Raw genomic sequence first — 12,219 nt, forward strand, 5'->3', positions numbered from 1 at the left:
TTCGTTATCATAAATTCTTGTTACCTTTACCATGGCAATAAAAATTACCGATCCCAAAATACGAGTTACGATGATTAACGACAAGGTGAGAATGTATCTGCTGCCGCCGCTTTTCAATGCGGCAGTCAGAGCCGGAGCCTCGATCATGCGCGTTTACAAGAATCTCGACGATTACGATATAAGTCTCAAAGACGACAAAACCCCGATCACGCTGGCCGACCGCGTCGCGCACAAGACCATCCGCGAGTACCTCGGTCCCACACGTATCCCGATCCTTTCGGAAGAGGGTCGGAAGATGCGCTACGAAGAGCGCCGCAACTGGGAGCTTTACTGGCTGGTCGATCCGCTGGACGGCACGGTCGAATTTATCAAAGGCAACAACGAATTTACGGTCAACATCGCCCTGATGGAGAATAACGTCTGCATGGGGGCGGTTATTTATGTTCCCTATTTCGAAAAGATGTACATTGCGGGCCGCGATTCGGGTTCGTACCTCAAGGAGCATATCGCGCCGGACGCCGCCGCGGAGTATACCTACGACGAGATCGTCCGCAATTGGACGCCGCTGCCGCTGGCCGGGGAGGGGCCTCACGACCATCCGCGCGTGGCCCTTTCGCGTTCGCACCAGACGCCCGAGACCCGTGAGCATGTCGCCCGCCTTCGCGAGCGGCACCCCGATCTGGAGATCGTCGAGCAGGGCAGTTCCTACAAATTCTGCCTGCTGGCCGAAGGCCGCGTCGACTACTACGTCCGCACGACGCACACCTACGAGTGGGACACGGCGGCGGGGGAGCTGATTCTCGCCGAGGCCGGCGGCAGCACCCGTACGCTTCCCGACGGCCGGGAGCTGCTCTACAACGAGGAGGACCTCCGCAATCCGTGGTTCGTCTGCCGGTCGAAGTTCTCGAAGATATAGGTGGTTTTGCGAGCCGGTTTTCGTTCTGCGCCGGTTGCGTTCGATCGTCGCCTCTGCCGCCTGCGGCGGTATTTGCAGCAGCGGTTGGCCGGGATCGGACCGGCGAATGCCTGTCTGCTTTTCGGGTCTCTCCTATGAATTCTTGCTGATATGCTCGATGTCGCAGGCGCCGCAGTTGCCCGAGCAGCCCGCGACGCCCTGTCCGTCGGAGCAGTCGGCTCCGCCGTCCGCCTCGCGCGTCTCGTGCACGGCGCATTTGATGCCGAGTTTCTGCATGTTTTTATTGGTCGATATTTCCGAGTCGATGTTGTGCCCCTTGATCATCAGCGTGAGGGACATGCCCAGTACGAACAGCCCGACGGCGAGTATGGCGCAAAGCAGGAGGATTAACCACGTTGGCATAGGATTCCGTTTTTTTACTACCCGAAATTTGGGGTTTCGGGGACAAATGTATACATTTGTAAGATAAATTGCAAAAATGTTGCCCGGACCTTCCGGGCGACGTATTGTGCTGACTAAACAGACGCAACTATGAAAATCGTGATAGCGGGTGCCGGCGAGATGGGCAGTCACCTGGCCCGTATGCTCAGCGGCAACGGCCACGACATCACCATCATCGACAGCGACCAGAAGCTGCTCTCCGAGGTGGGCAGTCTGGCCGACGTGATCACCGTCGAGGGCGACTCGACGACCTTCGCCGTGCTGCGCGAGGCTTCGGTGCGCAAATGCGACCTGTTCATCGCCGTCAACCACGAGGAGAACGACAACGTCGTGGCGGCGATGCTGGCCAAGAAGCTCGGTGCGCGGAAATCCATCGCCCGCATCGACAACAACGAATACCTCGAACCCAACAACAAGGAGATGTTCATCGACATGGGCATCGACTACCTGTTCTACCCCGAGAAGGTCGCGGCCCGCGAGGTGATCAACCTGCTGGGACACACTTCGACCACGGAGTACGTCGATTTTTCGAGCGGCAAACTCTCGCTCGTGGTTTTCCGCCTCGAACCGGCCTCGCCGCTGGTGGGGGAGGTGCTCACGGGCTTCGACGATGACCAGGCCCCGTTGAGCTACCGCACGGTGGCCATCACGCGCGGCGGGCAGACGATCATTCCGCGCGAGGGCGAACAGTTCATGGAGGGCGACGTGATCTATGTCATCGCGCGTCAGGACGCCGTGCGGGAGGTGATGGAGTTTTCGGGCCAGTCGAACATCGAGATCAAGAACATGATGATCCTCGGCGGTTCGCGCATCGGCATCCGCATCGCCACCGAGTTGCAGGACGAGGTGAACATCAAACTGATCGACTACAACGCCGAGAAGGCCTACCGGCTGGCCGAGACGCTCGACAAGACGCTGATCATCAACGAGGACGGCCGCAACACCGAGGCGATGATGGAGGAGGGGCTTTCGAACATGGACGCCTTCGTTGCCGTGACGGGGCGCAGCGAGACCAACATCCTGGCGGCGATGCTCGCCAAGCGCATGGGGGTCAAGAAGGTGATCGCCGAGGTCGAGAATCTCAATTACATAAACCTCGCCGAGTCGATCGGCATCGACACGATCATCAACAAGAAGCTGGTTACCGCGTCGAACATTTTCCGCTTCACGATGTCGACCGACGTGCAGGCCATCAAATGCCTGACGGGGAGCGACGCCGAGGTGCTGGAGTTCATCGTGAAACCCAACTCCCCGGCCACGAAGGTGCGGATCAAGGACCTCGGGCTGCCGGAGGATACGATCATCGGCGGCATCGTCCGCGGCGACAAGGTTTTCATCGCCGTCGACAACATGGAAATAATCCCCTACGACCGCGTGGTGGTCTTCGCCATGCCCGGTTCGGTGGGGAAGGTAGGGTATTATTTTAATTAAGAATTCACAATTCAGAATTCACAATTCTGAATTGCAGCGCATCATGTCTTTTCGAAACATAATTCTCAAAGCCTGGTTCTCGCAGCGCGAGCGGGCCATCGACCGTTTTCGCCGCCGTCCTGTCGAGACGCAGGCGCGGATGTTCCGGCAGCTGCTGCGCCGGGGACGCTTCACGGAGTTCGGCGACCGCTACGACCTGCGGCATATCCGTTCGGTGGAGCGGTTCCAGTCGCAGGTGGAGACTTTCGACTATGAGACCTTCAAGCCCTATATCGAACGGATGATGGAGGGCGTGCGGAGCGTCACGGCTCCGGGTCGGGTGTCGCTGTTCGCCCGTTCGTCGGGCACGACCTCCGACAGGAGCAAATACATTCCCGTGACGATGGAGTCGCTGTGGTGGAACCATACGCTGGGCATGCGCGACGTGGCGACGGTCTTTTCGGCCAACAATCCGAAGACCCGCGTTTTCGAGGGCAAGACCCTGACGCTCGGCGGGTCGTGCAGCCGCGAGGGCCGCAACCTGGTCGGCGACCTCTCGGCGCTGCTGATCCACGAGACGACCTTCTGGAGCGGCTGGTTCCGGGCGCCGCGGACCGAGACGGCGATCATTCCCGATTTCGACGAGAAGTGCGCCGCCATCTGCCGCCAGTGCGTCGGCGAACCGATCACGGCCTTTGCGGGCGTCCCGTCATGGAACCTCGCGCTGATGCGCCGCGTGCTGGAGTATACGGGCCGGAAAAATCTGCTGGAGGTGTGGCCCCGGCTGGAGATGTTCGCCCACGGAGGCGTGGAGTTCGCGCCCTACCGGACGTCGTTCGAGGAGCTGATCCCTTCGGAGAAGATGAAATACATGGAGACCTACAACGCTTCGGAGGGATTCTTCGCCATGGCCGACGACCCGTCGCGCAGCGACATGCTGCTGATGCTGGATTACGGAACCTTCTTCGAGTTCCGCAGCGGGACGCAGATCGTGCCGCTCGAAGGCGTGGAGTGCGGCAAGGTCTACGCCGTGCTGATCACCTCGAACAACGGCCTGTGGCGTTACGAGATCGGCGACACGGTGGAATTCACCTCGACGAATCCCTACCGCATCCGCTTCGCGGGCCGCACGCGGCAGTATATCAACGTTTTCGGCGAGGAGCTGATCGTCGACAACGCCGAGCATGCGCTGCTGGCCGCCTGCCGGAAGACGGGGGCCGTCGTGAGCGAATACAGCGTCGCGCCGTGCTACATGTCGCTCCGCGAACGGGGCGCGCACGAGTGGATCGTGGAGTTCGAACGCGAGCCGGACAGCCTCGAACGTTTCGCCGAGGCGCTCGACGGGGAGTTGCGGGCCGTCAATTCGGACTACGACGCCAAGCGGCGGACCACGCTCGAACGCCAGCGTCTGACGGTTGTGGAGCGGGGGCGGTTCCTCGCGTGGATGCGCGCGCGGGGTAAAAACAAGGTTCCGCGGCTGGTGAACGACCGCCGCGTGGCCGACGAGATACTGGCTTTTCAGACCGAACAGACCCTTTGAGGCTGTCTGTCCGCATTTTGGCCGCGCTGCGAGAAGCCCCTCCCGAGGGCCGTTTAAGAAACGGCTTTTGGGAATGGAAGCGTGGAATTGAGTCCGGATGCAGTGACTTTGCATCGCCCCTGAATCCCGGCTTTTAGCCGGGTAGAGTCAGGCTTGTAAAACGAGGCCGAAGGCGGCGGGATATGCGCTTCGGAGACCGGAAAACGAATGAGAAACGTAAAATAACACCTATACTGCCATGTACATAGCCATAGCCGGAAACATCGGGAGCGGCAAGACGACGCTTACCCAGATCCTTACGAAGCGCTACGACGCCAAGTGCTACCTCGAGGAGTGCGACAATCCCTATATCGGCGACTTCTACGAGGATATGAACCGCTGGGCGTTCAATCTTCAGATTTCGTTCCTCGGGAGCCGCATCCAGCAGACGATGGACATGATCTCCGACTGCAAGTCGGGGGTGATCTTCCAGGACCGCACGATCTACGAGGATGCGCACATCTTCGCCGACAACCTGCATGAAATGGGGCTGATGGCCACGCGCGACATCGAGACCTACATGAAGATTTTCCGGCTGGTGACGACGCTCATTCCCAAACCCGACTTGCTGATCTACCTCAAGGCGAGCGTCCCGACGCTCATTTCGCAGATCCGCAAGCGCGGCCGCGAGTACGAAATGAACATCGACGAACTGTACCTCAAGCGGCTGAACAACAAATACAACCACTGGATCGACACCATTTACGAGGGCGAGGTGCTCGTCGTGGACAAGGACCACGAGGATTTCGTCTCGAACCCTGCGGTGCTGGAACGGATCTGCGCGCGCCTCGACGCGCTCAAAGCGAAGAAATAGCGCATGACGCTGCCTGCGAAATTCGTGGAGCGGGTCCTGCGCGACCTCGGCGGGACGGAGGGCGCGGCCCTCTGCGCGGCGCTCGACGCGGAGCCGCCGGTATCGGTGCGGCTGAACCCTGCCAAGACCGGGGCGGACACGCTTCCCGCCGGACCTGACGCCGGGCTTCCCGTTCCGGAGGCTGCGGGGCTTCCCGCTCTGGCGATCGCCGGGCGCGTGCCGTGGAGCCGCGACGGGCGTTACCTCGCCGTGCGTCCCTCCTTCACGCTCGATCCCGACTTCCATGCCGGGGCCTACTATGTCCAGGAGGCTTCGTCGCAGTTCGTGGGACACCTGCTCGCTGCGGTCCGCACCGAAGGGGCGCGCATCCTCGACCTGTGTGCAGCTCCGGGCGGCAAGACGACGCTCTACGCCTCGCTGGCCGGACCCGACGGGCTGGTCGTCGCCAACGAGATCGACCGCCGCCGCGCCTCGGTGCTGGCGGACAACGTGCGCAAGTGGGGTACGGGCAACGTGGCCGTCACGACCTGCGAGCCGCGTGCGCTGGGCGATTTCGAGGCGTGGTTCGACGTGGTGGCCGTCGATGCCCCCTGCTCGGGCGAGGGGATGTTCCGCAAGGACCCCGACGCCCGCGGCGAATGGAGCGAAGGCAACGTGAAACAGTGCGCCGCGCGGCAGGATGAAATCCTGCGCGAGGCGTGGCGGGCGCTGCGGCCGGGCGGCACGCTCGTGTACAGCACCTGCACGTTCAACCGCGACGAGGACGAAGGCGCGCTGGAGCGGATGGCGGCGTGGGCCGGCGACGAGATCGCCGAGTCGGAAGAAACGGCTGTGGAAGATGCGTGGGGCATCGTTTGCGGGCGTGTCGGAGCGTTCCGCACGTTCCGGTTCTATCCCCACCGGACCTGCGGCGAAGGGTTCTTCGCCGCCGTGGCCCGCAAATCGTTCGACGCCGGGGGGCGCGTGCGCGCGCCGAAGGCGCGTCGCACGGTATTTGCGGCCGTGGACCGGAAGACCGCCGGCGAACTGGCCCGCTGGGTGCGGAATCCCGGCGGTATGCACTTCGCAGCGGTGGCCGACACCTGCTATGCATGGTACGCCGCGCAGGCCGACGCCGTGCGGACGCTCTCCGAGGCGTTGCCCGTGATCTATTCGGGCGTGGCGCTGGGGCAGGTGTTCAAGGGAGTGCTGAAACCCGATCCCGCGCTGGCTTTTTTCGATGGGATGAACCGCGGGGCGCTGCCTGCGGCGGAACTGGACGACGAAGAGACGCTGCGCTTCCTGCGCCGGCAGGACATCGCCGCCGGAGGGCTGGCCGAGGGGATGAACCTCGTCTGCTCGCGGGGGCGTGCGCTGGGATTCGCCAAACGGATCGGCGCACGGGTTAATAACCTGTATCCCAGCTCATTGCGAATTATAAAACAATAGATATGGCCGATAAACTTTTTTATTCGATGGGCGAGGTGGCCGAGATGTTCGACGTCAACACGTCGTTGATCCGCCACTGGGAGTCGCAGTTCAGCATTCTCCGCCCCAAGCGCAACAAGAAAGGCAACCGCCTCTTCTCGCCGGAGGACGTCGAGAACCTCAAGATGATCTACCACCTGGTCAAGGAGCGCGGCATGACGCTCGAAGGGGCCAAGAAGGCGCTCCGGAAGGCGCCCTCCGAGAGCGGCGTGGACCGTGATGCCGAACTGATGGAGCGGTTGCAGCGTATCCGCGCCCTGCTGGTCGAGGTTCGCGAGGACCTGAAAGCCGGGGAGGGTGAGATCGTGACTGCTTCGGATGCCGATATGACCGATGTCGATGCCTCCGCTGCTGCCGCCGCTGATACCGCTGCCGCCGCCGAAACGCCCGTGCGCCGCCGCCGGGCCAAGGCCGTGGTGAAGATCGACGAACCGTCGGACGATGCCGCCGGGAAAGCCGCCGGGAAAGCCGCCGGGGATTCCTCGGCGCAGCCTGCCGTCAAACGCAGCGTCCGCAGGCCCCGCCGCAAGAAGGAGGAGGCCGAAACCAAAGAGCTGTTCGCGTTTTACGAACAATCCTTATTTTGAGCATTGTCCGTAAAGACGCTCTCGATCCGCGCGGGGTATTGTTCAAGAATTCGCGGCTTTACCGGGCGTATTCACGGCGTGCCGCCGTCTTCGCAAGCCCCCGCCCCGGCGGGGCGTAATGCCGCGAAGCGACAGACCGGCTAAAAGCACAGGTGCAGGCGGCGAAGAACTCCTGAATGCTGTATAATATAATTAACTCATATGATTATCAGACAAATAACCGACGTCATCGAACGCTTTGCCCCACTTGAGTGGCAGGAATCGTATGACAATGCGGGACTTATCGTCGGCCGCCCCGACGACGAGGTGCACAAGGCCCTGCTGGCCGTGGATGTTACCGAAGAGGTGCTGGACGAGGCCGAAGCCGAAGGGTGCGATCTGGTGATCACGCATCATCCGATCGTCTTCCGCGCGCTCAAGCGGTTCAACTCGGCTGATCCCGTCGAGCGGTGCGTCGAGCGGGCCATCCGCAGCCGGATCGCGCTCTACGCCTGCCACACCAACCTCGACAGCGCCCCCGGGGGCATGAGCTGGCGGCTGGCCGAAATGCTGGGCGTGGGGAACCTTCGGGTTCTCCAGCCTTCGGAGACCGGGGACGGCGCGGGGTTCGGCGTCGTGGGCGAACTGCCGGAAGCTGTTGACACCGTGGAGTTTATGCGGATCATCCAACGGCGGCTTGAGGTGAGCGTCGTACGGTACAGTGACATAGCGACATCCGGGGTGCGCCGCGTGGCGGTCTGCACCGGGGCCGGGGCCTCGCTGATCGGCGAAGCGCGCCGTGCCGGGGCCGACATCTACATCACCGCCGACATGAAGTACAACGACTTCATGACGCCCGACAAGGCCCTCACGGTGGCGGATATAGGTCATTTCGAAAGCGAATATTGCGCAATTCAATTAATATTTGATATTTTATCGAAAAATTTATGTACCTTTGCGGTTCGCAAGAGTGAACGCTCGCGCAATCCGGTAAACTATCTGGTTTAAGTCTAAACTATAAAGACAACATATGGCAACGCAAAAGAAGACGGCCGACGTCGATTATTCGATGCAGGAGAAGATCATGGCGCTCTATGAGCTGCAGAAGATCGACAGCAAGATCGACGAAATCAACAAGGTGAAAGGCGAACTGCCTCTCGAGGTTCAGGACCTCGAGGATGAGATGGCCGGGATGAAGACCCGCATCGAACACATCAACGCCGAGATCGAGGAGCTGAACACGCTGACCAAGCAGCGCAAGCGCGAGGTGGACCAGGCTAAAATCATGATCGGCAACTACAAGGAGCAGCAGAACAACGTGCGCAACAACCGCGAGTTCGACGCCATCACCAAGGAGATCGAGTATCAGGAGCTTGAAATCGAGCTGGCCGAGAAGCGCCTGAAGGAGTATTCCGCCGGCGTGAAGGCCAAGAAACTCCAGCTGGAGGAGGTCGAGAACCTCTCCGTAGAGCGCGCTGCCGACCTCGCGGCCAAGAAGGCCGAACTGGAGGGCATCGAGGCCGAGACGGCTCCGCTGGTGGCGGAATACGCCGCACAGGGCGAGCGTGTCAAGGAGAAGATCGACGAGCGTCTGCTGGCGGCTTACGACCGCATCCGCCGCAACGTCCGCAACGGACTGGCGGTGGTGACCGTCAAGCGCGACGCCTGCGGAGGCTGCTTCAACCGCATCCCGCCCCAGCGTCAGGTGGACATCCGCCAGGGCAAGAAGATCATTATCTGCGAATACTGCGGCCGCATCCTCGTCGCCGATCCCGACGAAACGCAGGAATAGAGACGATACGAACAGCGAAAAGGCTTCCGGAAAACCGGGAGCCTTTTTTGTTTTTAAATATTTTTGTAAATGCGGGAATGTTAATTTATTAACATCGAAAATCTTTCCGACTTTTGCAAATAATCCTTAACTTTGCAAAGTTGTAATTTCCGGACTTAAATTATTCGCATGAAAATAGCCATAGCTCAGCTGAATTACACGATCGGAGACGTGGACGGCAATGCCTCGAAGATCATCGACTCCATTCACAAGGCGAAAGCGCAGCATGCCGACCTGGTGATTTTCGCCGAACAGGCCGTGAGCGGAACCCCCGCCTTCGACCTGCTGCGCAAGACGACCTTCCTCGAACTCTGCGAGGACGCTCTGGTCGAAATAGCCTCGTGCTGCGACGGCATCGCCGCCATCGTCGGTCTTCCGATCCTCACGGCGGACGGCACGATCAGCGCCGCGGCGCTGATCCAGGATCGCAAGGTGCTGCGCTACATCGGCAAGAAATACATCACGGCGCGCCGTGAAATGGGTTTCCTGGTCCCTTCGAAAGGCTATGAATACGCCACGATCAAGGGCCATAAGTGCGCGATCATCGTGGGCGACGATTTGAGCCGCGAGCGCGACTTCGACCAGTCGGTCGAAACGGTCATCTCGATCAACGCCCGCAAATACGGCAAGGGAACCATGACCTACCGTTACGAGATGATGCGCAACCTGGCTTTCGTCGAGAGCAAGAATCTCGTGCTGGTCAATCAGGTGGGCGGTTCGACCGACATCGTCTACGACGGCACGTCGGGCGCGCTGAACAGCCGCGGCGAACTGGTGCTGATGATGAAGAATTTCGAGGAGGATTTCCAGATTTTCGATACGAAGGCGTCCGCCCGGCCGATCTCGATCCCCTCGACCTACAACGACCGCACGCGTCTGGTCTACGAGGCGGCACGCTGCGGACTGCGGGACTTCTTCCGCAAGAACGGCTACCGGAAGGCTTCGATCGGCCTGTCGGGCGGCATCGACTCGGCCGTGGTGGCCTCGATCGCCGCCGATGCGCTGGGGGCGGAGAATGTCCGCGCGCTGCTGATGCCCTCGCCCTTCTCGTCCCTCGAGTCGGTGGAGGACGCCAAGGAGCTGGCGCGCAACCTCGGCATCGAATACAACGTCATTCCGATCTCGGAAATCTATACCAGCGTGGTGAACACCCTCAAGCCGGTCATCGGCGGCACGGAGTTCGACGCCACGGAGGAGAATATCCAGACGCGTATCCGCACGGTGCTGCTGATGGCCCTCCAGAACAAAACGGACTACATCCTGCTGAACTCCTCGAACAAGAGCGAGAACGCACTGGGGCTCTGCACCCTGTACGGCGACACGGCAGGCGCTTTCAGCCCCACGGGCGACCTTTACAAGAGCGAAATGTACGACGTGGCACGCTATATCAACCGGACGCAGGGCAACCCGATTCCCGAAAGCATCCTGACCAAGGAACCTTCGTCGGAACTGCATCCCGGACAGAAGGACAGCGACATTCTGCCGCCCTACGAGGTGGTGGACGCCATCCTGTTCCGCATGATCGAGGAGGGGCAGCACCGCGAGGAGATCGTCAACGCGGGCTTCGACTCGGAGGTGGTGGAGAAAATTCACGGCATGATCATGCGCAACGAGAAGAAACGCTACCAGTTTCCGCCCGTGCTGCGGCTCTCGTCGTGCACGTTCGGACATGAGCGGCTGATGCCCCTCACCAACAAATACGGAGATTAGGGCGTGGCGGATTTGATCGAACACTGCGGCGTGGTGGAACGCACGGAGCGCGACACGGTCTATGTGAGGATCACCTCCCGGAGCGCCTGCGGAACCTGCAAGGCCCGCCAGGCGTGCGGCCTGGCCGAGGCGCAGGACAAGATCGTCGCCGTGGCGACCCCCGAGGCCGGGCAGTATGCCGCCGGCAGGGAGGTGATGGTCGGCGTGCGGCGGAGTGCCGGCGTACGCGCCGTCGTGCTGGCCTATGTCGGTGCGCTGGCCGTCCTGCTGGCCGTTCTGGTCGGGACGATCGCCGTCGCCGGATGGAGCGAAGGTGCGGGCGCCCTCGCCGCTATTGCGGGCGTGGGCGTTTATTATTTCGCGCTGTGGCTCTTCCGGCGGAAAATCGAACACACAATTCAATTTACAATAACAAAAATCTGATGGAAGTATTACTTTACACGATCCTGACGCTGTGTGCGCTGGGAGTGTTCTCGGCGGTAATCCTCTATTTCGTGGCCCGGAAATTCCGGGTCGAGGAGGACCCGCGGATCGACGAGGTGGAGAAGATGCTCCCCGGGGCCAACTGCGGCGGCTGCGGATTCGCAGGATGCCGGGGCATGGCCGACGCGCTCGTGAAGCGCGACGACATCTCGGCGCTCTTCTGCCCCGTGGGCGGCGGCGACTGTATGAAAGCCGTGGCTGCATACCTCGGAAAGGCCGCTGCCGAAAAGCAGCCCGAAGTGGCGACCGTCCGCTGCGGCGGCACGTGCGAGAAGCGTCCCCGCACCAACGAGTACAACGGGGCCAAGTCGTGTGCCGTGGCTTCGTCGCTCTATGTGGGCGAGACGGGCTGCGCGTTCGGCTGTCTGGGCTTCGGCGACTGCGTCGCGGTCTGCGCCTTCGACGCCATTCACATCAACCCGGAAACGGGACTTCCGGAGGTCGACGCCGACAAGTGCACGGCCTGCGGCGCCTGCGTGAAGGCGTGTCCGAAAATGATCATCGAACTGCGGAAGAAATGGCCCAAGAACCGTGCGGTGTACGTGTCGTGCGTGTCGAAGGACAAGGGCGCCGTGGTGATGAAGGCCTGCAAGGCCGGATGTATCGGCTGCGGCAAGTGTGTGAAAGTATGCGCCTTCGATGCCATCACCGTGGAGAACAACCTCGCCTACATCGACCCGCAGAAGTGCAAGCTGTGCCGCAAGTGTGTGAACGAATGTCCTACGGGAGCCATCCGGCTCGTCGGCATGGACCCGCTGCCCAAAGCCCCGAAGGCTCCGGCAACACCGGCAACACCCGCCGCTCCGAAGGCCGGGGCTGCGCCGAAAGTTGAAAACTGAAAGAGACGAGTTGAGACTTTTCCATCCGCATTCCGGTTGACAATCCGGTCGCGGGCGATAAGTTCCCGTCAAGGCGGGGATTTAGAGGTGGGTCAAATGTATAAACGCGGCGTTGCGCCGCGATCACGACCTGCGGATAAGGAAAAACGAAACAGGTTTTTCG

General features: G+C 61.1%; 12 protein-coding genes. 11 read left to right on the forward strand and 1 reads right to left on the reverse strand.

Annotated elements, in window-relative coordinates; genetic code table 11:
* Positions 1-70 precede the first annotated feature (70 nt).
* The gene (locus DWW03_RS08745; protein WP_015546710.1) at positions 71-916 is read left to right on the forward strand and encodes a 3'(2'),5'-bisphosphate nucleotidase CysQ; all 846 of its coding nucleotides are present in this window, start codon (positions 71-73) and stop codon (positions 914-916) included.
* A gap of 132 nt (positions 917-1,048) precedes the next feature.
* On the opposite strand, the gene DWW03_RS08750 is transcribed toward DWW03_RS08745, so the two are convergent.
* Entirely contained in the window at positions 1,049-1,318 is a 270-nt protein-coding gene (locus DWW03_RS08750) for a hypothetical protein (RefSeq protein WP_022062413.1), read from the reverse strand.
* A 129-nt stretch (positions 1,319-1,447) separates the two neighbouring features.
* Here DWW03_RS08750 and trkA point away from each other — a divergent pair, with 129 nt between their 5' ends.
* The 10 genes from trkA (at position 1,448) to DWW03_RS08800 (ending at position 12,056) form a co-directional block, all read left to right on the forward strand.
* Positions 1,448-2,788, forward strand: a complete 1,341-nt coding sequence (gene trkA, locus DWW03_RS08755) for a Trk system potassium transporter TrkA (protein ID WP_015546712.1) — start codon at positions 1,448-1,450, stop codon at positions 2,786-2,788.
* 43 nt (positions 2,789-2,831) lie between these two features.
* A complete protein-coding gene (locus tag DWW03_RS08760; protein WP_022062415.1) occupies positions 2,832-4,307 on the forward strand; it encodes a GH3 auxin-responsive promoter family protein in 1,476 nt (491 codons plus the stop codon).
* 238 nt (positions 4,308-4,545) lie between these two features.
* Positions 4,546-5,160 (forward strand): deoxynucleoside kinase, encoded by a 615-nt coding sequence (locus tag DWW03_RS08765; protein ID WP_022062416.1) that lies wholly within the window; start codon positions 4,546-4,548, stop codon positions 5,158-5,160.
* A gap of 3 nt (positions 5,161-5,163) precedes the next feature.
* A complete protein-coding gene (locus DWW03_RS08770) occupies positions 5,164-6,588 on the forward strand; it encodes a methyltransferase RsmF C-terminal domain-like protein (protein ID WP_118406619.1) in 1,425 nt (474 codons plus the stop codon).
* Positions 6,589-6,590: 2 nt separating this feature from the next.
* Positions 6,591-7,214 carry a MerR family transcriptional regulator gene (locus DWW03_RS08775; protein WP_022062418.1) on the forward strand — a complete coding sequence of 208 codons (624 nt, stop codon included), beginning with the start codon at positions 6,591-6,593 and terminating at the stop codon, positions 7,212-7,214.
* Positions 7,215-7,415: 201 nt separating this feature from the next.
* Complete coding sequence (locus DWW03_RS08780) at positions 7,416-8,201, forward strand: Nif3-like dinuclear metal center hexameric protein (protein ID WP_022062419.1); 786 nt, start codon at positions 7,416-7,418, stop codon at positions 8,199-8,201.
* A 22-nt stretch (positions 8,202-8,223) separates the two neighbouring features.
* Positions 8,224-8,985, forward strand: coding sequence for a zinc ribbon domain-containing protein (locus DWW03_RS08785; RefSeq protein ID WP_022062420.1), 762 nt, complete (start codon positions 8,224-8,226; stop codon positions 8,983-8,985).
* A 168-nt stretch (positions 8,986-9,153) separates the two neighbouring features.
* A complete protein-coding gene (locus DWW03_RS08790; protein WP_118406620.1) occupies positions 9,154-10,734 on the forward strand; it encodes an NAD+ synthase in 1,581 nt (526 codons plus the stop codon).
* 3 nt (positions 10,735-10,737) lie between these two features.
* On the forward strand, positions 10,738-11,157 hold the full coding sequence (locus DWW03_RS08795; RefSeq protein WP_022061817.1) for a SoxR reducing system RseC family protein: 420 nt from the start codon (positions 10,738-10,740) through the stop codon (positions 11,155-11,157).
* The gene (locus DWW03_RS08800; protein ID WP_015546719.1) at positions 11,157-12,056 is read left to right on the forward strand and encodes a Fe-S cluster domain-containing protein; all 900 of its coding nucleotides are present in this window, start codon (positions 11,157-11,159) and stop codon (positions 12,054-12,056) included. Before DWW03_RS08795 ends, DWW03_RS08800 begins: the two co-directional genes overlap by 1 nt.
* Positions 12,057-12,219: the final 163 nt, after the last annotated feature.

It is taken from the genome of Alistipes sp. AF14-19 (assembly GCF_003461645.1).
Lineage (GTDB): Bacteria > Bacteroidota > Bacteroidia > Bacteroidales > Rikenellaceae > Alistipes > Alistipes shahii.

Excerpts from the sequence above, each read along its gene's own strand:
- DWW03_RS08745 (WP_015546710.1), top strand. The coding sequence starts at position 71 with ATGATTAACGACAAGGTGAGAATGTATCTGCTGCCGCCGCTTTTCAAT.
- DWW03_RS08750 (WP_022062413.1), bottom strand. The coding sequence starts at position 1,318 with ATGCCAACGTGGTTAATCCTCCTGCTTTGCGCCATACTCGCCGTCGGG.
- trkA (WP_015546712.1), top strand. The coding sequence starts at position 1,448 with ATGAAAATCGTGATAGCGGGTGCCGGCGAGATGGGCAGTCACCTGGCC.
- DWW03_RS08760 (WP_022062415.1), top strand. The coding sequence starts at position 2,832 with ATGTCTTTTCGAAACATAATTCTCAAAGCCTGGTTCTCGCAGCGCGAG.
- DWW03_RS08765 (WP_022062416.1), top strand. The coding sequence starts at position 4,546 with ATGTACATAGCCATAGCCGGAAACATCGGGAGCGGCAAGACGACGCTT.
- DWW03_RS08770 (WP_118406619.1), top strand. The coding sequence starts at position 5,164 with ATGACGCTGCCTGCGAAATTCGTGGAGCGGGTCCTGCGCGACCTCGGC.
- DWW03_RS08775 (WP_022062418.1), top strand. The coding sequence starts at position 6,591 with ATGGCCGATAAACTTTTTTATTCGATGGGCGAGGTGGCCGAGATGTTC.
- DWW03_RS08780 (WP_022062419.1), top strand. The coding sequence starts at position 7,416 with ATGATTATCAGACAAATAACCGACGTCATCGAACGCTTTGCCCCACTT.
- DWW03_RS08785 (WP_022062420.1), top strand. The coding sequence starts at position 8,224 with ATGGCAACGCAAAAGAAGACGGCCGACGTCGATTATTCGATGCAGGAG.
- DWW03_RS08790 (WP_118406620.1), top strand. The coding sequence starts at position 9,154 with ATGAAAATAGCCATAGCTCAGCTGAATTACACGATCGGAGACGTGGAC.
- DWW03_RS08800 (WP_015546719.1), top strand. The coding sequence starts at position 11,157 with ATGGAAGTATTACTTTACACGATCCTGACGCTGTGTGCGCTGGGAGTG.